Consider the following 21,902-nt stretch of genomic DNA (forward strand, 5'->3'; position numbering starts at 1 on the left):
GGGTTAGAGCGCGCCCTTCGTGGAGGGGAGGATGCCGGCGGCGCGCACGTCGCGCTCGGAGGCGTAGCGGAGGGCGCGGGCGAGGGCCTTGAACTGGCACTCCACGATGTGGTGGGCGTTGCGCCCGTACGGGACGTGGATGTGCAGCGCGATCTGGGCCTGGGCGACGAAGGACTCGAAGATGTGCCGGGTCATCGTCGTGTCGTACGAGCCGATCATCGGCGCCATGTTCTCGGGCTCGGTGTGCACGAGGTACGGGCGGCCGGAGAGGTCGACGGTGACCTGGGCGAGCGACTCGTCGAGCGGGACGGTGCAGTTGCCGAAGCGGTAGATGCCGACCTTGTCGCCGAGGGCCTGCTTGAAGGCGGCGCCGAGGGCGAGGGCGGTGTCCTCGATGGTGTGGTGCGAGTCGATGTGGAGGTCGCCGTCGGTCTTGACGGTCAGGTCGAACAGACCGTGCCGGCCGAGCTGGTCGAGCATGTGGTCGTAGAAGCCGACCCCGGTCGACACGTCGACCTTTCCGGTGCCGTCGAGGTCGATCTCGACGACGACGGAGGTCTCCTTGGTGGTGCGCTCAACACGGCCTACGCGGCTCATCGCTCCTGCTCCTTCATCAATTCACGGACCGCGTCGAGGAACGCGTCGTTCTCTTCGGGGGTGCCGGCGGTGACCCGCAGCCAGCCCGGTACGCCGTTGTCCCGGACCAGGACGCCCCGGTCGAGGATGCGCTGCCAGGCCGCGTGGGTGTCGGGGAACTTCCCGAACTGCACGAAGTTGGCGTCCGAGTCGGTGACCTCGTAGCCGATGGCGCGCAGCTCGGTGACGAGCCGGTCGCGCTCGGCCTTGAGCTGCTCGACGTACCCGAGGAGGGTGTCGGTGTGCTCGAGGGCGGCGAGCGCGGTCGCCTGGGTGACGGCGGAGAGGTGGTACGGAAGCCGGACCAGCTGGACGGCGTCGACCACGGCGGGGTGGGCGGCGAGGTAGCCGAGGCGCAGTCCGGCGGCGCCGAAGGCCTTGGACATGGTCCGGGAGACCACCAGGTTCGGGCGGCCCTCGATGAGGGGCAGCAGCGAGTCGCGGTGGCTGAACTCCACGTACGCCTCGTCGACGACCACGATCGAGGGCTTGGCCGCCTGGGCCGCCTCGTACAGGGCGAGGACGGTGTCGGCGGCGACGGCGGTGCCGGTGGGGTTGTTGGGGGAGGTGATGAAGACGACGTCGGGCCGGTGCTCGGCGATCGCCTTCTCCGCCGCCGTCACATCGATCGTGAAGTCCTCGTCGCGCGGCCCGGAGATCCAGCCGGTGCCGGTGCCGCGGGCGATGAGGGCGTGCATCGAGTACGACGGCTCGAAGCCGATCGCGGTACGGCCGGGGCCGCCGAAGGTCTGCAGCAGCTGCTGGAGGACCTCGTTGGAGCCGTTGGCCGCCCAGACGTTCTCGACGGCGACGGGGTGCTTGCCGGTGCGGGTCAGGTAGCGGGCGAGTTCGGTGCGGAGCTCGACCGCGTCCCGGTCGGGGTAGCGGTTGAGGCCGCGGGCGGCCTCGGCGACCCGCTCCGCGATCCGGGCCACCAGGGGCTCGGGCAGCGGGTAGGGGTTCTCGTTGGTGTTCAGCTGGACGGGGACGTCGAGCTGGGGCGCGCCGTAGGGGGACTTGCCGCGCAGCTCGTCCCGGACGGGGAGATCGTCGATTCCGGTCACTTGGCCGGCACCTTCCAGCCGAAACGGGCCTTGATCGCCGCGCCGTGCGCGGGCAGGTCCTCGGCCTCGGCGAGGGTCACCACGTGGTGGGCGACCTCGGCGAGCGCGTCGCGGGTGTAGTCCACGATGTGCACCCCGCGCAGGAAGGACTGCACGGAGAGGCCGGAGGAGTGGCAGGCGCAGCCGCCGGTGGGCAGGACGTGGTTGGAGCCGGCGCAGTAGTCGCCGAGGGAGACCGGCGCCCAGGGGCCGACGAAGATCGCGCCCGCGTTGCGCACGCGGTCGGCGACGGCGGCGGCGTCGGCGGTCTGGATCTCCAGGTGCTCGGCGCCGTATGCGTCGACGACCTTGAGGCCGTCGGCGAGGTCGCGGACGAGGACGATCGCGGACTGGCGGCCGGCGAGGGCCGGGACGATCCGGTCGTCGACGTGCTTGGAGGCGGCGACCTGGGTCTTCAGTTCGGCCTCGGTGGCGGCGGCGAGCTCGTCCGAGTCGGTGACGAGGACGGAGGCGGCCATCGGGTCGTGCTCGGCCTGGCTGATCAGGTCGGCGGCGACGTGCGCGGGGTCGGCGGTGGAGTCCGCGAGGATCGCGATCTCGGTGGGGCCGGCCTCGGCGTCGATGCCGATACGGCCCTTGAGGAGGCGCTTGGCCGCGGCCACGTAGATGTTGCCGGGGCCGGTGACCAGGTTGACGGGGGCGCAGCCGGGCTCGTCCGCGGTGCCTTCCGTGCCGTACGCGAACATGGCGATGGCCTGGGCGCCGCCGGCGGCGTACACCTCGTCGACGCCGAGGAGGGCGCAGGCGGCGAGGATCGTCGGGTGCGGGAGTCCGCCGAACTCCTTCTGCGGCGGCGAGGCGAGGGCCACGCCCTCGACCCCGGCCTCCTGGGCCGGGACGACGTTCATCACGACGGAGGACGGGTAGACCGCGCGGCCGCCCGGCACGTACAGGCCGACGCGCTCGACCGGGATCCACTTCTCGGTGACCGTGCCGCCGGGGACGACCTGGGTGGTGTGGGTGGTGCGGCGCTGCTCGCGGTGGACGAGGCGGGTGCGCCGGATGGACTCCTCGAGGGCGGCGCGGACGGCCGGGTCGAGCTCGTCGAGGGCGCGGCTGATCGCCTCTGCGGGGACGCGCAGGCTCGGGACGCGGACGTCGTCGAACTTCTCCCCGTAGTCGATCACCGCTGCGGCGCCATGATGCCGGACGTCCTCGCAGATCGGCCGCACCTTCTCCAGGGCGGCTTCCACGTCGAACTCGGCACGGGGCAGCAGGTCGCGCAGGGCGGAACCCTCGGGGAGGGCCTCGCCGCGCAGATCGATTCGAGAGATCACGGGTCAATTCTCTCAGACGGCCCACAGCGTCGGACGCCCGTATCACTGGCTGATACACGCCACACTGGCGTCTTGTCGCCACTCCTGACCGTTAGCGTTCAGCCCGTCACTCAGAGGGAAGAACGGCTGTACGAATCCACGAATCCCTGGAACCGGAATCGAGGAGTCGTGGGCGCGGATCGTGGAGAGCGAGGGGGGCGGCAGTGACCGAGCCGCACGAGGACGGGATGCCGGACGGTCTCACGGGCCCGGAGCGGGCCGTGTGGCGGGCGTTCCGTATCGGCAGGACGTGTGATCTGACGGAGGGGATCGCGGAGCGGGACGACCCGTTCGGGGGGTGGGTGTGGGGGCCGGACCGGAGTGTCCGCGCCGACGTGGTGGCACTGCTGCTGCTCGCGGGACCCCCGGCCAGATCGGGGCGGGTGGCCGCGCTGAAGCTGCGCGGGGTCCGGATCACGGGCGTGCTCGACCTGGCGGGCGGGACGATAGGGCCGTACGTCGAGCTGCACGGCTGCCGGTTCGACGACGAGGTGGTGCTGCCCGAGGCGCGCTTCGGCACGCTGCGGATGGTCGAGTGCGCGCTGCCGCGCCTGGAAGCCGCCCGGCTGCACACCGAGGGGGACCTGCACCTGCCGCGCTGCCGGGTGAAGTGGGGCATCCGGCTCACCGACGCGCAGATCGGCACGGACCTGCTGGTGAACCAGATCCAGGTGTGGCCGGACCGGCGGGGGCGGGCCATCACGGCGGACGGGCTCGTGGTCGCCCAGGACCTCCAGGCCGAGCTGATCGAGACGCACGGGGAGGTGAGCCTGCGCGGGGCGAAGATCGGCGTCTCGCTCAGCCTGCGGGGCAGTGTGCTGCGCGGCGCGCAGGGCCGCCGCGCGCTGAACGCGCCGCAGCTGACGGTGGAGCGCTCGCTCTATCTGAACGCGGCCTGGGTGTACGAGGACGCGGGGCTCTCGGGCAGCACCACGACCACCCCGCCGTACGGGGTGTCGCCCGCCCAGGACGCGCACCGCAAGCCGGTGGAGTTCCACGGCGGGGTACGGCTCGACGACGGCCGTTTCGGTGACGCGGTGGACCTGCACCACGCCCGGTTCCTGCTGGACGGGGCCCGCCGGGAGGAGGTCTCGCTGCGCCGGATAGTCACCCCGGAGCTGAGGTTCAACGGCGAGCGGCCCGATGAGGGCCGGGTCGTGCTCAACGGCGCCAAGGTCGTCACCCTGATCGACCTGTCGACCAGCTGGCCGGGCCCCGGCGGGCTCGCGATGGGCGGCTTCGTCTACGAGAACCTCGTGCCGTACGGGCACTTCCCGCTGTCCCGGCGCCTGGAGTGGGTGGCGGCGGCGACCCCGGAGTACGCCCCCGAGCCGTACGAGCGGCTCGCGGCGGTCCTGCGCGGCAGCGGGGAGGACGCCGACGCCCGCGAGGTGCTGCTCGCCAAACAGCGGCGCAGACGCGAGACCCTGCCGGTGGCCGGCAAGCTCTGGGGCTACCTCCAGGACTGGACCGTGGCGTACGGCTACCGGCCGGGGCGGGCCGCGCTGTGGATGGCGGTCCTGTGGGCGGCGGGCACGGTGGCGTTCTCCCGCTACCGCCCGGTCCCGCTGAAGGCGGAGGAGGCCCCCGAGTGGAACGGCACGCTGTACGCCCTCGACCTGCTGGTCCCGGTGATCAACCTCGGCCAGGACGGCTACTGGCGGCTCGAAGGCATCTGGCAGTGGGCGGCGGCGGTGCTGATCCTGCTCGGCTGGATCCTGGCGACGACGGTGGCGGCGGGCGCGACCCGACTCCTGAGCAGGGGCTGAGCCCGCGAAGGTTTGGTGAGCGGGGCGTGAGGGCTGCTGCGCCGGCGGCGGGCGCCGGGGGACAATACGTCACACCATGTCCTTGCTCCGTGTCCTGATCGGCGCCGCCCGCTCGGCCCGGCACGCCCCGCGGCTCGCCGCCGGGTTCGTCCCGGACGACGACGTGCTGCTCGACGCCCCGGACGAGCGGCTCGCCCCCGCCCTGGTCGCCGCCGCCCTGGCCGATCCGGAGCCCGCCGCGAAACTGCTCGCCACCACCCGGGACGCGGGCGAGTGGGAGGACCGCGACCGGTACGTCACCCGGCTCGCCACCTTCGCGTACAGCAGGGGCGACTGGCTGACCCACTGGCTCTCCGTCGCGCCCGGCGACCCCGACGCCCTGCTCGTCACGGCGCAGCTCGCCGTCCGCAGGGCCTGGGCCTCCCCCGCGCGGGCCGAGCGGCTGCGCGAGCTCGGCCCGCTGATCGAGGCGGTCGCCGAGACGGCCCCGCACGACCCGGTGCCGTGGCGGCTCGCCCTGGACCACGCGCGCGGGGCGCATGCCGGGCACACCGTCTTCGAGTCGCTCTGGGAGCAGGCCGTGCGCCGCTCCCCGCACCACTACGGCTGCCATGTCGCGGCGCTCAAGTACCTCTCCGCGCAGTGGTACGGCTCGCACCGCGCCGCCTTCGACTTCGCCGAGCAGGCGGCCGACGACGCCGCCCCGGGCTCGCTCGTGCGGGCCTTGCCGGTCCGCGCGGCCTACGACCGGCTCCGAGTGCCGTCGCACCGGGACCCGGCCGTACCGGAGCCGCGGATCGACCGGGCGGCGGACCGCGCCCTGGCCCTCTCGGCGTCCTTCCCGACGGGCGACCCGTGGCCGGCGGAGGTCCGCAACCTGCTCGCGTACGTGCTGGTCGAGCGCGCGCGGTGGGAGGAGGCGCGGGAAGAGTTCGACCGGATCGGGGTCCACGCGACCTCGTTCCCGTGGGGCGCCGCGAAGGGGGCGGGTCGGGGCGCCGTACGGGAGGATCCCCTGCGCCGCTTCCTCGCCGCGCGGGAGCGGGTCCGGGGGGAGCTGGCCCGCCGGACGCCGCTGTGGGGCACCGGACATGGACGGGCCGGACGGGGCGGGCCCCGCGGCCATTAGGCTTGGCCGCTGTGACCACCGCTCGCCTGCCTCTCTTCCCGCTCAACGCGGTGCTGTTCCCTGGCCTCGTGCTGCCGCTGAACGTCTTCGAGGAGCGTTATCGCGCCATGATGCGTGAGCTGCTCGCGATCGACGACTCGGAGCCGCGCCGCTTCGCCGTCGTCGCCATCCGCGACGGCCGCGAGGTCGCGCCGACGGCTCCCGGCATGCCGGACCCGACGGCGCTGCCGGAGAAGGGCCCGGCCGCGGGCTTCGGCTCCGACCCCGTCCAGGCCTTCCACCGGGTCGGCTGTGTCGCCGACGCCGCCTCGATCAGGGAGCGCTCGGACGGCAGCTTCGAGGTGATGGCCACCGGCACGACCCGGGTGAAGCTGCTGTCGGTCGACGCGAGCGGGCCGTTCCTCGTCGCCGAGGTCGAGGAGATCCCGGAGGAGCAGGGCGAGGAGGCCGGCACCCTCTCCGAGGGGGTGCTGCGGGCCTTCCGGAGCTACCAGAAGCGGCTCGCGGGGGCCCGCGAGCGTTCGCTGACGACGAGCGAGCTGCCGGACGACCCCTCGGTGGTGTCGTACCTGGTGGCGGCGGCGGCGATCCTGGACACGCCCTCGAAGCAGCGGCTGCTCCAGGCCCCGGACACCGCGACCCGGCTGCGCGAGGAGCTGACGCTGCTGCGCGCGGAGACGGCCGTGCTGCGGCACCTGCCGTCGCTGCCGGCGGTGGACCTGACGCAGGCACCGACGTACCCGAACTGAACCGACCGAGCCCAGCCCAGGGAAGAGCGCGTGGCGAAGAAGCAGAAGAAGAACAACGGGGGCACCCCGGCGACGGTGGCCCTGGCGGCGGCCGGCACCCCGTTCACCCTGCACGCGTACGAGCACGACCCGGCCTCCCCCTCGTACGGCGAGGAGGCGGCGGTGGCCCTCGGGGTGTCTCCCGACCGGGTCTTCAAGACGCTGGTGGCGGACGTCGACGGCGAGCTGACGGTCGCGGTGGTGCCGGTGGCCGGCCAGCTCGACCTGAAGGCGCTGGCCTCGGCGGTCGGCGGGAAGCGGGCGGCGATGGCGGACCCGGCGGCTGCGGAGCGCACCACGGGCTATGTCCGGGGCGGCATCTCCCCGCTTGGCCAGCGCAAGCGGCTCCGTACGGTCCTCGACGCCTCGGCCTCGGACCACGCGTCCATCTGCGTGTCGGCGGGCCGCCGCGGCCTTGAGGTGGAGCTCTCCCCCGCGGACCTGGCCGCCCTCACCTCGGCGGTCGTGGCCCCGATCGGCCGCGCCTGACGGTCGTTCCGGCGCGGCCCTCCCCCGGGCCGCGCGGGTGGTTCAGTACGCCTTCGGCCGGTCCCACGGCTCCGGTTCCGGGTCGCGCGGCCCGAACAGGGCCGTGAGCGCCAGGTGCGTGATCATCGCGGCGAGCGGCCAGGCCAGCATCGCGGCGGCCGCCAGGTTCAGTTCGAGCGGTGCCTCGAAGGCGACGTTCGGGCCGACCGCCTTCGCGTGGGCGATCACGTTCCGCGTGGGCCCGAAGTACGTCCCGAGGCCCCAGGCGAGCAGCGAGCCGAGGACGCCGCCGAGCGCGAGGCCGAGCACCAGCGGGACACCGCCCTTGCGGCGCAGCAGGAAGACGACGAGCCCGGCGACCGCCCCGAAGGCCAGCGCGAGGAGCACGAACGTACCGTCCGAGCCGATCGCCGCCTCCCCCTCGGAGTTGCGGAGGTAGATGCCCTTGCCGTCCGAGATGAGCAGGACGCGCGGCGCCAGGTTCAGCCACAGCACTCCGAGCAGCGCCCCCGCGACCGCGGAGACGAGGGTCACCAGCACGCCCCGGACGACCTCGGCCGCCGTGATCGGGTCCCCCTCCGGGCCGAGCGCCGGCGGGGGCGGCGGCCAGTCGGGGTCGTGCGGCTGCGGCTGGTGAGGCGGAGTCAGAGGTGCGGTCACCCCGCCATCGTGCCAGGTGCTCCTGTGTCCCGCCTCAGCGGACGGCGGCCCGCCGGTACGCCCAGGTGGCGACGGTGAGGGAGACCACACCGACCACACCGCACACGGTGAGGTCCAGGGCGACGGCCGCCCAGTCGGGGTCCGGCTCGAAGGTGCGGGCCAGGGCCTCCACGCCGTACGTCGACGGCAGCAGGTCCCGTGCCCAGCCGATGGGCTCCGGGAGCCGCTCCGCCGGGAGGACGCCGAGGAGCAGGGCCGCCGACATGCCGAGCTGGCCGAGGAGGGTGGCCAGTTCCTGCCGGGGCGCGAGGAGTCCGAGGGCCGCGCCGAGTCCGGCGAGCGCCGCCCCGGCGAGCGGGACGACGGCGGCGAGGATCCAGAGGTGGCCGAGCGGCAGCCCGAAGAGCACGGAACCGGCGACGGCGGTGACGGCGGTCCCGGGCACGGTGAAGGAGGCGTACGCGCCGGCGGCGCCGAGCACGACGGCGGCGGGCGGCACGGGCAGGGTGGCGTAGTGGTCGAGGCCCCCGGTGGCCCGCAGCTGCCCGAAGTACTGGGCGAGCAGGTTGAGCGCGACGAAGGCGACGACGAGGACGGTGGATCCGGCCACGACGGCGCGCGCCTCGGAGCCGCCGTCGACGACCCCGCGCATCAGGACCATGATCCCGACGGACTGGAAGGTGGCGACGAAGAGGAGCGGGATCCGGGCGACCCGGGCCCGGGAGAGCTGCGCGCGGTAGACGGCGGCCATGGCCGGAAGCAGCCGGGCGCGCGGGGCGAGGGGCGCGGCGGCCGCGTCCCCGGTGGCGCCGGGGCCCCGGACGGAAGGCGCGCCGGTCGGCAGGGCCTCGGCGGGCACGGTGCTCACTGCGTACAGCTCCTGACGGTCACGTACGGAACACGGGGGCCACGGGGGACGTGGGAGACGAAGCGGGGGCCACGCGGGGCGCCGGAGACGAAGCGGGGGCCACGCCGGGCGCCGGAGACGAAGCGGGGGCCACGCCGGGCGCCGGAGACGAAGCGGAGGCCACGCGGGTCGGCGGCGACGAAGCGGGGGCCACGCGGGTCGGCGGCGACGAAGCGGGGGCCACGCGGGTCAGCGGCGACGAAGCGGAGGCCACGCGGGTCGGCGGCGACGAAACGGGGGCCACGCCGGGCGCCGGAGACGAAACGGGGGCCGCGCGGGACGTGGGTGACGCGGAGGGGTACGGAGCGCGTCACGCCTTCACCAGCCCCTCCGTCGCGCCGCCCAGTGCCAGGTACACGTCCTCCAGGCTGGGCGTGGCCAGGGTGAAGTCGTCGAGTGCGGCGAAGGCGGCCCCGCCGGTGACGGTGGCGACGGCCGCGCGGGCCGCGTCGGGGGCGAGCCGGAGGGCCCAGCGCCGCCCGGTCTCCTGCGCGAGCGCGCGCAGCGCGGCGACCTCGGGCAGGTGCAGCGGGGCCGACTCGCGCCACATCAGTTCGACGCGGACCTCGCCGGCGACGCGTTCCTTGAGTCCGGCGGGGGTGTCGCAGGCGATGACCCTGCCGTGTTCGAGGACGGCGACCCGGTCGAGCACGGTCTCGGCCTCGATGACGTTGTGGGTGACGAGCAGCACGGTGGTGCCGTGTTCGGCCCGCCGCCGGTCGACGGCCGCCCAGACGGCGCGGCGGGCGACGGGGTCCATGCCGGTGGTGGGCTCGTCGAGGACGAGGACGGGGCGCCGCCCGACGAGCGCGGTGGCGAAGCAGGCGAGCCTGCGCTGTCCGCCGGAGAGCTTTCTGAGGGGCCGGGAGGCCAGCTCCCCGAGGCCGAGCTCCGCCAGGACGGCGTCGCGCTCGGCGCGTGCGTCGTGGGCGGTGAGGCCGCGCAGCCGGCCGGTGGTCTCGGCGGCGAGGGCGACGGTCAGCTCGTCGAGGGCGGTGGACTCCTGGCCGAGGTACGCGAGGAGGCGGGCGGCCCGCTCGGGGTGGCGGACCAGGTCGTGGCCGAGGAGCTCGACCGTGCCGGAGTCGGGGCGCATGAGCCCGGTGAGCTGGCGGACGAGGGTGGACTTGCCGGCTCCGTTGGGGCCGAGCAGGCCGAAGATCTCACCGCCGCGCACGTCGAGACTGATCCCGTCGGTGGCCCGCACCTCGGGTGTCGCGGGCGCACCGCGCCTGCCGCGCGTGGCGGGGTACGTCTTGACCAGATCCCGCACCACGCACACCGTACTCACGGGGCAAGAGCCTACGGGGTCGCCGGGCCCGCTCCGGGGGCGGGGGCGTGTTCGGTGGCGGCCCGGACGTCGATCTCGCGCCAGAATCCCGCCCGGATCGCGTACCGGTCGTGCTCGTCGATCTGGTCGTCCTTATGGGCGAGGAGGCCGAACCGGGCGGCGTAGCGGAGGAGTTCGCCGTCGATCCGGTGCGGGATGCGGGGGTAGAGGGTGGACAGCTTCTGGACGTGGCTCTGCTCGGGGAGCCGTTCCATCCACCGGCGGGCGAACACCTGCCCGACCTCGAACGGGTCGCCGCCCACGGTGGTGATGTCCTCCTCGCGGTCCGCCCAGCGCTGCTCGGCGCTGGTGAGGGTGGCGAGGGTCGGCAGGGAGGCGGTCTCGGCCGGTTCGCCGAGCGCGGGGGCGGGGCGCTCGACCCAGCCCCGGTCGGAGGACCAGCGGAGCGCGCTCGAGCCCTGCGACGCGGGGACGCCCGTGCCGGGGGCGCGCAGTGCCGCGAGGTCCTTGGGGGTGGGGACGCCCTTGCCCGCGGCGGGGGCGGGGGCGCCCGATCCCTGGCCGTGGTCGTCGTCCCGGAGGTGGCCGCTGCCGTGGCCGGTGCGAGGACCGCTGCCGTGGCCGCTGCCGTGGTCGTCGCCGTGGTCGCCGGCGTGCGCGTGGCCGTTGCCGTGGTGGACGTGGCCGTTGCTGCCGTTGCCGTGGGTGGTGGTGGCCTCCCCGGGGGCGCCGGGGTCCCCGGCGGTGGCCCCCGCCGCTTCGGCGGCCCGTCCGGCGGAGGCGGCGAGGGCGGCCTCCGGCAGCGGCGCGGAGAGGATGGCGGCGATCTCGGGGCGCGGGGCGGGCGGGGGCGAGCAGATGCCGGAGAGGTCCTTGGCGCGGACCGCCCGGGTGATCCAGGCCCGGTCCAGGACCCGGCGTTCGTCGGCCTCGGCGACCAGGTCCTCGGACTGGTTGTAGTCGCCGTCGGCGGCCTGCACGGCCCAGAGGTGGACGGCGACGCCGTGCTCCTTGGCGGACATCAGGCCGGGCAGCAGATCGCCGTCGCCGGTGACGAGCACGATGTCGGAGCAGGCCCTGTTCCTGGCGAGCTCGGTCAGCTCGGTGTGCATGGCCGCGTCGACGCCCTTCTGGGCCCACCGTCCCTCGCTGCGGGTCAGCGCGCCGAGCCGGACGGTGACCCGGGGCATCACCCGCAGGCGGCGGTGCTCGGGCTGGGGCACCCGGTCGGGGGCGCCGTCGAACCAGTAGATCCGCAGGAGGGGCAGCGCGGTCTCGCTCTCGGCGCGCTGGCGCAGCTGCTGGATGAGGCCGGAGTGGTCGACGGTGATCCGGGAGCGGGCCGGTTCCCCGGCGAGGAGACTGGCGGCGGCGCCCAGCAGGTAGCCGGCGTCCACCAGGACGACGCAGCGGTCCACGTGTTCCACCCTCTTTCGGGAACCTCGGGATCGGAGTTGCTTCGGATTTCCTTCGAGTCTGCCCGAAGGCCGGGGGCTCGACGGTCGGAACTGGATCATCGGCGTGGCGGATGTCACGTTCCTCGGGGTCTTACGCTCCGTAATGATCCAACATGCGGCAGTTCACCGGGTATGTGAGTCTGACAGCGGCCCTGGCCCCTAGGACCCTTTGAGGAGGCATCCCCATGGCCAAGAACCGTAATCAGAGCCGCAGTCAGAAGCAGCCGTCGCAGGCCGAGCGCGGCGCCCAGGACGCGCAGCGCTCGTCGATGGAATCCCAGGCCGAGCAGCGCGCCAGCCAGGTCACCCCGGGTGACATGGCGCGCAAGGGACGTCAGAAGCGCTTCGGCCACAACTGACGGTTTCCGCGTACGGCAAAGGGGCGCGCCCGTGACGACGGGCGCGCCCCTTGCGCATGGCCGGGAGGGGCTAGCCCGCCAGGCAGGACGGGCCGAGCAGCACCTTCAGGTCACCGAAGAGCGCCGGGTCGGCCGTCACCCGGTGCCGGTCGAGGCGGAGCACGGTCGTCTTCCGGGGGCCCTGGAGCTTGATCCGTACCTCGGTGTTGCCCTTGTGGTGGCCGAGGATCTCGCCGAGCCGGGTGACCATCGGCGGGGTCACCTTGACGGTGGGGATGGTGAGGATCACCGGCGCGTTCGTCCCGGCGTTCGACAGGTCGGGGACCATCAGCTCCATCGCGACCAGGCGGGGCACGTCCTCGCGCTTGTCGAGCCGTCCCTTGACGAAGACGACGGTGTCCTCGACGAGCTGGGTGGAGACCAGCTGGTACGTGGCCGGGAAGAACATGCACTCGATGGAGCCGGCCAGGTCCTCGACGGTGGCGATCGCCCAGGCGTTGCCCTGCTTGGTCATCTTGCGCTGGAGGCCCGAGATGATGCCGCCGATGGTGACGACCGCGCCGTCGGAGTGCTCGCCGCCGGTGAGCTGGGAGATCGCCGCGTCCGTCTTGTCGGACAGGACGTGCTCGATGCCGAAGAGCGGGTGGTCGGAGACGTACAGGCCGAGCATCTCGCGCTCCTGGGCGAGCAGGTACGACTTCTCCCACTCGACGTCGGAGAACTCGACGTCGAGGCCGAAGCCTGGCTCGTCGGTCGCCTCGTCGCCCATGCCGCCGAAGAGGTCGAACTGTCCCTCGGCCTCCTTGCGCTTGACCGCCACCACGTTGTCGATCATCGGTTCGTGGTGGGCGACCAGGCCCTTGCGGGTGTGGCCCATCTCGTCGAAGGCGCCGGCCTTGATCAGCGACTCGATGGTCCGCTTGTTGCAGACGACGGCCTCGACCTTGTCGAGGAAGTCCGGGAAGGAGGAGTACTTCCCCTTCGCCTTGCGCGACTTGATGATCGACTCGACGACGTTGGTGCCGACGTTGCGGACGGCGGAGAGGCCGAAGAGGATCACGTCGTCGCCCTGGGCGGCGAAGTTCGACTCGGACTCGTTCACGTTGGGCGGCAGCACCTTGATGCCCATCCGGCGGCACTCGTTGAGGTAGACCGCGGACTTGTCCTTGTCGTCCTTGACCGAGGTGAGCAGTCCGGCCATGTACTCGGCGGGGTGGTTGGCCTTGAGGTAGGCGGTCCAGTAGGAGACCAGGCCGTACGCGGCCGAGTGGGCCTTGTTGAAGGCGTAGCCGGCGAAGGGGACCAGGACGTCCCACAGCGCCTTGATGGCCTCGTCGCTGAAGCCCTTGCTCTTGGCGCCGGCCTCGAAGATGACGAAGTTCTTCGCCAGCTCCTCGGGCTTCTTCTTGCCCATCACGCGGCGGAGGATGTCGGCCTCGCCGAGCGAGTAGCCGGCGATGATCTGGGCGGCCTTCTGCACCTGCTCCTGGTACACGATGAGGCCGTAGGTGACCGCGAGCACCTCTTCGAGCGGCTTCTCCAGCTCGGGGTGGATCGGGGTGATCTCCTGCTGGCCGTTCTTGCGCAGGGCGTAGTTGGTGTGCGAGTTCATGCCCATCGGGCCCGGCCGGTACAGGGCGGACACGGCGGAGATGTCTTCGAAGTTGTCGGGCTTCATCAGCCGGAGCAGCGAGCGCATGGGCCCGCCGTCGAACTGGAAGACGCCGAGGGTGTCACCGCGCTGGAGCAGTTCGAAGGTCTTCGGGTCGTCGAGCGGCAGGGCGAGCAGGTCGAGGTCGATGCCCTTGTTGGCCTTCACCATCTTGACGGCGTCGTCCATGATGGTGAGGTTCCGCAGGCCGAGGAAGTCCATCTTGAGCAGGCCGAGCGACTCGCACTGGGGGTAGTCCCACTGCGTGATGGTGACGCCGTCGGTGTGCCGGACCCAGATCGGCGCGTGGTCGACGATCGGCTCGCTGGACATGATCACGCCGGCCGCGTGGACGCCCATCTGGCGGACCAGGCCCTCGACGCCCCGGGCGGTGTCGATGACCTTCTTGACGTCCGGCTCGTTCTCGTACATCGCGCGGATCTCGCCGGCCTCGCTGTAGCGCGGGTGCGAGGGGTCGGTGATGCCGTTGAGGTCGATGCCCTTGCCGAGGACGTCGGCGGGCATGGCCTTGGTGAGCCGGTCGCCCATGGCGTACGGGTAGCCGAGGACGCGCGCGGAGTCCTTGATCGCGTTCTTCGCCTTGATCTTGCCGTACGTGCCGATCATGGCGACCTTGTCGGAGCCGTACTTCTCCGTCACGTACCGGATCACCTCGACGCGCCTGCGCTCGTCGAAGTCGATGTCGACATCGGGCATCGAGATGCGCTCGGGGTTGAGGAAGCGCTCGAAGATCAGGCCGTGCGGGATCGGGTCGAGGTCGGTGATGCCCATGGCGTACGCGACGATCGAACCGGCCGCTGAGCCTCGGCCGGGGCCGACCGCGATGCCCTGCTTCTTCGCCCACATGATGAAGTCGGCGACGACGAGGAAGTAGCCGGGGAAGCCCATCGAGATGATCGTGTCCATCTCGTACTCGACCTGCTTCATGCGGTCCTCGGGGATGCCGCCGGGGAAGCGGCGGGCCATGCCGCGCATGGTCTCCTCGCGGAACCAGGTGACCTCGGTGTACCCCTCCGGGATGTCGAACTTCGGCATCAGGTTCTTCTCGACGAACATGCCGTCGGTGGAGACCTGCTCGGCGACCAGGAGGGTGTTGCGGCAGCCCTCCTGCCAGGCGTCCGAGGAGTCGATCGCGTACATCTCGTCCGTGGACTTGAGGTAGTAGCCGGTGCCGTCGAAGCGGAAGCGGTCCGGGTCGGAGAGGTTCTTGCCGGTCTGGATGCAGAGCAGGGCGTCGTGCGCGGTCGACTCGTGCGCGTACGTGTAGTGCGAGTCGTTGGTGACCAGCGGCGGGATGCCGAGCTTCTTGCCGATCTCCAGGAGCCCGTCGCGGACCCGGCGCTCGATCTCGATGCCGTGGTCCATCAGCTCCAGGAAGTACCGCTCCTTGCCGAAGATGTCCTGGTACTCGGAGGCCGACTTGAGGGCCTCGTCGAACTGGCCGAGGCGGAGCCGGGTCTGGAGCTCTCCGGAGGGGCAGCCGGTGGAGGCGATGAGCCCCTCCGACCACTTCGAGATGGTCTCCTTGTCCATCCGGGGCCACTTCTGCAGCCAGCCCTCGGCGTACGCGTCGGAGGAGAGCTTGAAGAGGTTGTGCAGTCCCGTGGCGTTCGCCGCCCAGATCGTCTTGTGGGTGTAGCCACCGGAACCGGAGACGTCGTCCCGCTTCTGGTGCGGCTGGCCCCACTGGATCTTCCGCTTGTTGCGCCGGGACTCGGGGGCGACGTACGCCTCGATGCCGATGATCGGCGTGACCCCGGCCTTCTTCGCCGAGTGGAAGAAGTCGTACGCCCCGTGCAGGTTGCCGTGGTCGGACATGGCGATATGGGTCATGCCCATCTCGTTGCACGCGTTGAACATGTCCTTGAGCCGCGCGGCACCGTCCAGCAGCGAGTACTGGGTGTGGACGTGGAGGTGCGTGAAGGGCGGCTTGGTCACGGCGAGGGGTCTCCGTAGCGGTCACAGGGGTGGCTGGGGGGACCGTGGAAGTCTACGTCGGGCGAGTGACAGCCGAGGGGCACTCACGGCGGGGGTCGCGCGTTGAGAGGCAGGGAACACCTGTCCCATTTGTCATGAACGGCCTGTCAGCACGTCCGGTACCAGGAGGCACCTCGAATGTCGGTCCCCCAGCCCACCGCCGCCGAGCGCGGTGAGCACATCCTCGCCGTCTTCGACACCGCCTTCGGCGAGCTCCTCGCCGCCGACCCGGCGGCCTTCCGCGTCAAGTTCCGGAAGATGGCCGGATCCGCCTTCGCCTTCTACCGGGGCACGGCCTGCCTCTTCTACTCGGACCTGGAGCGGGAGGCACACGGCGGCCCCTACCTGGACGAGCGCACCGGCCGGGTCTGGATCCACGGCGATCTGCACGCCGAGAACTTCGGCACCTACATGGACGCCACCGGCCGGCTGATCTTCAACGTCAACGACTTCGACGAGGCGTACGTCGGCCCCTTCACCTGGGACCTCAAGCGACTCGCGGCCTCCCTCGCGCTCCTCGGGTACGGGAAGGCGCTCAGCGACGAGCAGATCACCCACCTGGTCCGGATCTACGCGGCCTCGTACCGGGAGCGGATCCACTCCCTCGCGACCGGCGCGAAGAACGACGAGCTGCCGCCGTTCACGCTCGACACGGCCGAGGGAGCGCTGCTCGGCGCGCTGCGCGACGCCCGCGCCATGACCCGGTTCGGGCTGCTCGACTCGATGACGGAGATCCGGGACTTCGAGCGCCGCTTCTCCGGCGGCGGGGGCGCGATCGAGCTGGACGCGGCCGGCCGGTACAAGGTCCTGGCGGCCTTCGACGGCTACCTGGAGACGCTGCCGGAGTCCAGCCTGGCCCGCCCCGACTCGTACCGGGTCAAGGACGTGGTCGGGCGGCGCGGGATCGGCATCGGCTCGGCCGGCCTCCCCTCGTACAACATCCTGCTCGAAGGCAACAGCGACGCCCTGGAGAACGACGTCGTGATCTACCTGAAGCAGGCGCAGACCCCGGCGGTCTCCCGCCATGTGACGGACGCGGCGGTCCGGGAGTACTTCCGGCACGAGGGGCACCGCACCGTGATCTCGCAGCGGGCGCTCCAGGCGCACGCCGACCCGTGGCTGGGTTGGACGGAGCTCGACGGCTCCGGGCAGCTGGTCGCGGAGGTGTCGCCGTACGCGGTGGACCTGGACTGGTCGGACATCGACGACCTGGACGAGATCGCCGCGACCGTCGCGGACCTGGGCCGGGCGACGGCGACCATGCACGCGGCGGCGGACGACTCCAGCGGCCACTCGCTCGTGCCGTTCTCGACGGAGCGGGCCATCGACGCGGCGATCGCCGCCGACGAGGAGGGGTTCGCGGACCTCCTGGTGGACTTCGCGCACAGCTACGGGGCGCGGGCGCGGACCGACCACCAGATCTTCGTGGACCTCTTCCGCAACGGCCGGATCCCGGGGCTCTAGGGACCGCTGGGAGCATCCACAGCCTGCCTTTAGGGACGTCTTACGGCCCGGCATGGGACACTCCACGACGATGGACATGGTGGCAGGGACGCAGCTGAGGGCGCTGCGGGCGGCGTTCTTCACGGCAGTGGCCGTGACGCTGTCCGTGGCGTCCCACGTGCTGCTCTCCGGCGTGCCGCTGCCGCTCGGCACGGTCGTCCCGGTCGCGGTCGCCGTCTTCGCCGCGGCGTACGCGCTGGCCGGCCGCGAGCGCGGGTTCGGCCCGATCGCCGGGCTCCTGGTGCCGCTGGAACTGGCGGCCGACACGCTCTTCACCAGCGGCCAGGTGCTCTGTTACGGCGCCGCCGGCGGCCCGGTCGCCGGCTCGCTGCGCGCGGTGGGCGTCGAGGTGTTCTGCGGCGGCGCCGTCGGCACCCCGCTGCCGGGCGTGGCGGTCCCCGAGAGCGGGACGGCGGCCGCCCTGCTCGACTCCCCCGACCCGGCGCTGCCGTGGCTGCTGCTCCTCGCGCACGTGGGCGTGGGCCTCGCGGCCGCGGCCTGGCTGCGCGGCGGGGAGCGGGCGCTCGCCCGGCTGCTCGGCGCGGTGGCGACTCTCGCGTTCCGGCCGCTGCTGCTCGTGGCGGCCTTCTTCCGTACCGGTGGTCCGGCGCCGCGGCGCGCCGGACGGCCCGCGGGGCGGCCCCGGCCGTCCCGTACCCGGCTCCTCACGCACTCCGTGGGGCGGCGGGGACCGCCGTGCCCGGCCTTCGCTCTCGTCTGAGCGGCGCAGGCTTCCAGGCACGCAGTCCCCCTCTTCCTTCTCCCGGCCCCGCCGGATGTCACCTCACGGAGATCACGATCATGAGTTCACGCAATTCCCAGGCCAACAAGGCAGCGGCCCGCGAGCGGCTGCGCGTCGAGCGCGAGCGCCAGGCGAAGAAGGACCGGGCGCGCCGGCAGCTCGTCGTCGGTGTCTCGGCGGTGGCCGTGCTCGCCGCGGCCGGCGGCATCGGCTACGCCGTGGTGCAGTCGAACAAGCCCTCCCAGTGGGAGGCGGCGGCGAAGGTCTCGACCGTGACGGCCCCGAAGAACACCTCGGGCACGAACGGCACGACCGTCGTCGTCGGCAAGGAGTCCGCGAAGAAGACCCTGGAGCTGTACGAGGACTCCCGCTGCCCGGTCTGCGCGACCTTCGAGCAGTCCGTGGGCGCCACGGTCGAGAAGGACGTGGAGGCCGGCAAGTACAAGGTCAAGTACGTCGGTGCCACGTTCATCGACGACGCCGCCACGGGTGAGGGCTCGAAGAACGCCCTGTCGGCGCTCGGCGCGGCCCTGGACGTGAGCCCCGAGGCCTTCCTGAAGTACAAGGCGGCGCTGTACTCGGCCACGTTCCACCCGGAGGAGAACGACGACAAGTTCGCCAAGGACTCCTACCTCCTGGAGGTGGCGGACTCCGTCCCGGCCCTCAAGGGCAACGCGGCGTTCAAGAAGAACGTCGAGGACGGCACCTTCGACGCCTGGGCGATGAAGATGTCGAAGGCCTTCGACGACAGCGGGGTGACGGGCACCCCGACCCTGAAGATGGACGGCAAGGTGGTGACGGTGGCGGGCAGCGACAATCCGCCGATGACGGCGCCCGAGTTCAGCACGGCGATCGACGCGGCCCTCAAGGGCTGAGGCACCTGACGCACTTCCCCGTCACCGCCGCCTGGCCTCCGTTCCCCTGCACCGCCCCCCGACCCGCCGCCTGCCGGCGGGTCGGGGTCGGTCCGGAGCGGCCTGGGGGCGACGAGTCGGCGAACTTCCGGGAATCGCCTGCCACTCGGGTGTACCCGTCAGTAATCTGACTGCCCGTGACCAGTCGTTTCATATCACCTGCCCCCAGCCGGCGCACGGTCGTCAAGGCCGCCGCCGTCACCGCCGTCGCCGCGCCCGCCCTCCTCGGCGCCGCCTCCCGGGCCCAGGCGGCCTCCGGGACCACCGCGTTCCTCCATGGCGTCGCCTCGGGCGACCCGCTGCCCGACGGCGTCCTGCTCTGGACGCGCGTCACCCCCGCCCCGGAAGCCGTGCCCGGCTCAGGCCTCGGCGCCGACGTCCAGGTCGGCTGGGAGCTCGCCGAGGACCGCGCCTTCGCCCGGGTCGTCGCCTCCGGTACGACCACGGCGACCGCCGCATCCGACCACACGGTGAAGGCGGACGTCCGCGGCCTGCGCCCGGCCACCTCCTACTGGTTCCGCTTCACCGCGGACTCCGCCGTCTCCCCCGCCGCCCGCACCCGTACCGCGCCGGCCGTCGACGCCGCCGTGCCCGGGGTCCGCTTCGGTGTGGCCTCCTGCGCGAACTGGGAGGCCGGCCACTTCTCCGCGTACCGCCATCTCGCCGGCCGCGCCGACCTGGACGCGGTCCTCCATCTCGGCGACTACCTGTACGAGTACGGCAGCGGCACCTACCCGGAGGCCAAGTACACCGTGCGGCCGCACGAGCCGCGCCACGAGATCGTCTCGCTCGCCGACTACCGCGCCCGGCACGGCCACTACAAGACGGACGCGGACCTCCAGGCGCTGCACGCGGCCCACCCGGTGATCGCCATCTGGGACGACCACGAGTTCGCCAACGACGCCTGGACGGACGGGGCCGAGAACCACACCCCCGGCGCCGAGGGCGTCTGGGCGGCCCGGGTGGCCGCCGCCAAGCAGGCGTACTTCGAGTGGATGCCGGTCCGCGCCTCCACCGAGGGCACGGTCTTCCGCCGCCTCCGCTTCGGCGGGCTGGCCGATCTGCACTTGCTCGACCTGCGCTCCTTCCGCTCCGCCCCGGCGAAGGCGGGCAGCGGCTCGGTCGACGACCCGGCGCGGAGCATCACGGGCCGCGCCCAGCTGGACTGGCTCAAGTCGGGGCTCGCGGGCTCGGACGCGGTCTGGCAGCTGGTCGGCACCTCGGTGATGATCTCGCCGGTCGCCTTCGGCGCCCTGCCGGCCCACCTCCTGGAGCCGCTGGCCGAGTTGATGGGCCTGCCGAAGGAGGGACTCGCGGTCAACACCGACCAGTGGGACGGGTACACGGACGACCGCAAGGAGCTGCTCGCGCACCTGACCTCGCGGGCCATCCGCAACACGGTGTTCCTGACCGGGGACATCCACATGGCCTGGGCGAACGACGTGCCGGTGAAGGCGGCGACGTATCCCTTCTCGGCGTCGGCGGCGACCGAGTTCGTGGTCACCTCGGTGACCTCGGACAACCTCGACGACCTGCTGCACGTGGCCCCGGGGACGCTCTCGGCGGTGGCCGCGGGCGCCGTGAAGGCCGCCAACCGGCATGTGAAGTGGGTGGACATGGACCACCACGGCTACGGCGTGCTCGACGTGACGGCCGAGCGCTCGCAGATGGACTACTACACGGTCTCCGACAAGAAGGATCCGGCCGCGACGACGGCCTGGGAGCGCTCCTACCGGACGCTCAGCGGCACGCAGCGCGTGGAGCGGGTGTACCAACCCGTCCGCTGACGTTTCCCTGGTGTTCCCCTGGCGGACCATCAGGGTCGATTTTCAGCCATGATCGCTTCTGTTAACAGAAGATCACATCGCTACGGCGGGTGGCCGGTTTTCGAGATCGAATCCGGACACACCACCCGCCTCCGGCGCCTCGACTGTTACGTCGACGTCTCAAACTCCGGAAGCCGCCCAAGTTTTTCTTCCTGATGCCCTGAATTGCTCCATGAATGATTGGGCCTGATCGCTTCTCAACGACGCCTGACATGGACGCGTAATCTCCCCGCAGTGGCGAGGAAGTTCCTCACCACCACCCCCCGCGAGGAGTCACCGTGCGTGCTCTTGTCCGTATATCGCCGCGTATGTCACGTCGTATGCTCGGCACTGCCGTGATGGCCGGAACCCTGGCCCTGGCACCCCTGTCCGCCCCGGTGGCCACCGGTGCGTCCACCACCACCCTGGCCGGCGCCTCGGCCGAGGAATGCGTGGACGGCCACGACGACCACGAGGCCCTTTCCGGCGCCCGCAAGGCGCGCGGCGCCGAGACCCACGCGCACGAGCCGAACGAGGTCACGGCCGCCCAGGCCAAGGCCATGGACGCGGACTTCAAGAAGAAGCTGGACGCCGCCCGCGCCGAGGGCCGCCTCAGCGCCTCCGCCGCGACCGGCGCCGCCGCCGTGGTGAACATCCCCGTCTACTTCCACGTCATCCACTCCGGCACGACGGGCAAGCTGTCCGCCACCCAGATCAACAACCAGATGGCGGTCCTCAACGCGGCCTACGCGGGCCAGGGCACCGGCAACGTGAACAGCAACTTCCAGTTCACCCTGGCCGCGACCGACTACACGGACAACGCCTCCTGGTACAACCTGGCCTCCGGCTCCACTGCCGAGAAGGCGATGAAGCAGACCCTCCGCAAGGGCGGCGCCGGCGCGCTGAACTTCTACACCGCGAACCTGAGCGGCGGCCTCCTCGGCTGGGCGACCTTCCCGTCCTCGTACGCCTCGAACCCGTCCATGGACGGTGTCGTCGTCCTCGACTCCTCCCTGCCGGGCGGCTCGGCGGCCAACTACAACGAGGGCGACACCGCCACCCACGAGGTCGGCCACTGGATGGGCCTCTACCACACCTTCCAGGGCGGCTGCAACGGCGCCGGTGACTCCGTCGCCGACACCCCGGCCGAGAAGAGCCCGGCATACGAGTGCCCGACCGGCCGTGACTCCTGCGCCTCGAAGACCGGCGTGGACCCGATCCACAACTTCATGGACTACACGTACGACGCCTGCATGTACCAGTTCACCCAGGGCCAGGTGACCCGGATGAACGACTACTGGACCGCGTACCGCGCCTGATCAGGCCGAACGGGCGTGGCCCCCGGGGGAACTCCCCCGGGGGCC

19 protein-coding genes are annotated in these 21,902 nt (G+C 72.1%); 10 read left to right on the top strand and 9 right to left on the bottom strand.

Going from position 1 to position 21,902, the window contains the following annotated elements; translation table 11 throughout:
* Nucleotides 1–3 precede the first annotated feature (3 nt).
* From hisB to hisD, 3 genes are read right to left on the bottom strand one after another with little or no spacing between them, the layout of a single operon-like run.
* Nucleotides 4–597: an imidazoleglycerol-phosphate dehydratase HisB gene (gene hisB, locus ABT034_RS09745; RefSeq protein ID WP_351213136.1), complete on the bottom strand. Its 594-nt coding sequence runs from the start codon at nucleotides 595–597 to the stop codon at nucleotides 4–6.
* A complete protein-coding gene (locus ABT034_RS09750; protein ID WP_351213138.1) occupies nucleotides 594–1,700 on the bottom strand; it encodes a histidinol-phosphate transaminase in 1,107 nt (368 codons plus the stop codon). The genes hisB and ABT034_RS09750 overlap by 4 nt, the downstream gene beginning before the upstream one ends.
* The gene (gene hisD, locus ABT034_RS09755) at nucleotides 1,697–3,037 is read right to left on the bottom strand and encodes a histidinol dehydrogenase (protein ID WP_351213140.1); all 1,341 of its coding nucleotides are present in this window, start codon (nucleotides 3,035–3,037) and stop codon (nucleotides 1,697–1,699) included. Before hisD ends, ABT034_RS09750 begins: the two co-directional genes overlap by 4 nt.
* A gap of 203 nt (nucleotides 3,038–3,240) precedes the next feature.
* On the opposite strand from hisD, the gene ABT034_RS09760 reads away from it, so the two are divergent.
* The 4 genes from ABT034_RS09760 to ybaK all read left to right on the top strand — a co-directional run bounded on the left by ABT034_RS09760 (nucleotide 3,241) and on the right by ybaK (nucleotide 7,251).
* Nucleotides 3,241–4,845, top strand: a complete 1,605-nt coding sequence (locus tag ABT034_RS09760) for an oxidoreductase (RefSeq protein ID WP_351213142.1) — start codon at nucleotides 3,241–3,243, stop codon at nucleotides 4,843–4,845.
* A 76-nt stretch (nucleotides 4,846–4,921) separates the two neighbouring features.
* Nucleotides 4,922–5,974, top strand: coding sequence for a hypothetical protein (locus ABT034_RS09765; RefSeq protein WP_351213144.1), 1,053 nt, complete (start codon nucleotides 4,922–4,924; stop codon nucleotides 5,972–5,974).
* An 11-nt stretch (nucleotides 5,975–5,985) separates the two neighbouring features.
* Entirely contained in the window at nucleotides 5,986–6,723 is a 738-nt protein-coding gene (locus tag ABT034_RS09770) for an LON peptidase substrate-binding domain-containing protein (RefSeq protein ID WP_351213146.1), read from the top strand.
* Nucleotides 6,724–6,753: 30 nt separating this feature from the next.
* Nucleotides 6,754–7,251, top strand: a complete 498-nt coding sequence (gene ybaK, locus ABT034_RS09775) for a Cys-tRNA(Pro) deacylase (RefSeq protein ID WP_351213148.1) — start codon at nucleotides 6,754–6,756, stop codon at nucleotides 7,249–7,251.
* Between the two features lie 42 nt (nucleotides 7,252–7,293).
* On the opposite strand, the gene ABT034_RS09780 is transcribed toward ybaK, so the two are convergent.
* The 5 genes from ABT034_RS09780 to ABT034_RS09800 are packed head-to-tail and all read right to left on the bottom strand — an operon-like array spanning nucleotide 7,294 to nucleotide 11,527.
* Nucleotides 7,294–7,911 carry a DUF2567 domain-containing protein gene (locus tag ABT034_RS09780; RefSeq protein ID WP_351213150.1) on the bottom strand — a complete coding sequence of 206 codons (618 nt, stop codon included), beginning with the start codon at nucleotides 7,909–7,911 and terminating at the stop codon, nucleotides 7,294–7,296.
* A 34-nt stretch (nucleotides 7,912–7,945) separates the two neighbouring features.
* Entirely contained in the window at nucleotides 7,946–8,779 is an 834-nt protein-coding gene (locus tag ABT034_RS09785) for an ABC transporter permease (protein WP_502972856.1), read from the bottom strand.
* Nucleotides 8,776–9,132 (bottom strand): hypothetical protein, encoded by a 357-nt coding sequence (locus tag ABT034_RS09790; RefSeq protein ID WP_351213152.1) that lies wholly within the window; start codon nucleotides 9,130–9,132, stop codon nucleotides 8,776–8,778. Before ABT034_RS09790 ends, ABT034_RS09785 begins: the two co-directional genes overlap by 4 nt.
* Nucleotides 9,129–10,109, bottom strand: coding sequence for an ABC transporter ATP-binding protein (locus ABT034_RS09795; protein WP_351213154.1), 981 nt, complete (start codon nucleotides 10,107–10,109; stop codon nucleotides 9,129–9,131). The genes ABT034_RS09790 and ABT034_RS09795 overlap by 4 nt, the downstream gene beginning before the upstream one ends.
* An 11-nt stretch (nucleotides 10,110–10,120) precedes the next feature.
* Nucleotides 10,121–11,527 carry an NYN domain-containing protein gene (locus ABT034_RS09800; protein WP_351213242.1) on the bottom strand — a complete coding sequence of 469 codons (1,407 nt, stop codon included), beginning with the start codon at nucleotides 11,525–11,527 and terminating at the stop codon, nucleotides 10,121–10,123.
* Between the two features lie 224 nt (nucleotides 11,528–11,751).
* Here ABT034_RS09800 and ABT034_RS09805 point away from each other — a divergent pair, with 224 nt between their 5' ends.
* Complete coding sequence (locus ABT034_RS09805) at nucleotides 11,752–11,925, top strand: hypothetical protein (RefSeq protein ID WP_351213156.1); 174 nt, start codon at nucleotides 11,752–11,754, stop codon at nucleotides 11,923–11,925.
* A 70-nt stretch (nucleotides 11,926–11,995) separates the two neighbouring features.
* Here the strand turns inward: ABT034_RS09805 and dnaE are convergent, their stop codons facing one another.
* Nucleotides 11,996–15,535 carry a DNA polymerase III subunit alpha gene (gene dnaE, locus ABT034_RS09810; RefSeq protein WP_351213158.1) on the bottom strand — a complete coding sequence of 1,180 codons (3,540 nt, stop codon included), beginning with the start codon at nucleotides 15,533–15,535 and terminating at the stop codon, nucleotides 11,996–11,998.
* 177 nt (nucleotides 15,536–15,712) lie between these two features.
* Between dnaE and ABT034_RS09815 the strand changes: the two genes are divergently transcribed.
* The 5 genes from ABT034_RS09815 to ABT034_RS09835 all read left to right on the top strand — a co-directional run bounded on the left by ABT034_RS09815 (nucleotide 15,713) and on the right by ABT034_RS09835 (nucleotide 21,857).
* Entirely contained in the window at nucleotides 15,713–17,038 is a 1,326-nt protein-coding gene (locus tag ABT034_RS09815; RefSeq protein ID WP_351213160.1) for a DUF2252 domain-containing protein, read from the top strand.
* 52 nt (nucleotides 17,039–17,090) lie between these two features.
* The gene (locus tag ABT034_RS09820; protein WP_502972857.1) at nucleotides 17,091–17,798 is read left to right on the top strand and encodes a hypothetical protein; all 708 of its coding nucleotides are present in this window, start codon (nucleotides 17,091–17,093) and stop codon (nucleotides 17,796–17,798) included.
* An 80-nt stretch (nucleotides 17,799–17,878) separates the two neighbouring features.
* Nucleotides 17,879–18,694, top strand: coding sequence for a DsbA family protein (locus ABT034_RS09825; protein WP_351213164.1), 816 nt, complete (start codon nucleotides 17,879–17,881; stop codon nucleotides 18,692–18,694).
* A 176-nt stretch (nucleotides 18,695–18,870) separates the two neighbouring features.
* On the top strand, nucleotides 18,871–20,520 hold the full coding sequence (locus ABT034_RS09830; RefSeq protein ID WP_351213166.1) for an alkaline phosphatase D family protein: 1,650 nt from the start codon (nucleotides 18,871–18,873) through the stop codon (nucleotides 20,518–20,520).
* A 359-nt stretch (nucleotides 20,521–20,879) separates the two neighbouring features.
* Nucleotides 20,880–21,857 (top strand): zinc metalloprotease, encoded by a 978-nt coding sequence (locus tag ABT034_RS09835; protein WP_351213168.1) that lies wholly within the window; start codon nucleotides 20,880–20,882, stop codon nucleotides 21,855–21,857.
* The last annotated feature ends 45 nt before the right edge of the window (nucleotides 21,858–21,902 follow it).

It is taken from the genome of Streptomyces sp. NPDC002773 (genome assembly GCF_040295605.1).
Lineage (GTDB): Bacteria > Actinomycetota > Actinomycetes > Streptomycetales > Streptomycetaceae > Streptomyces.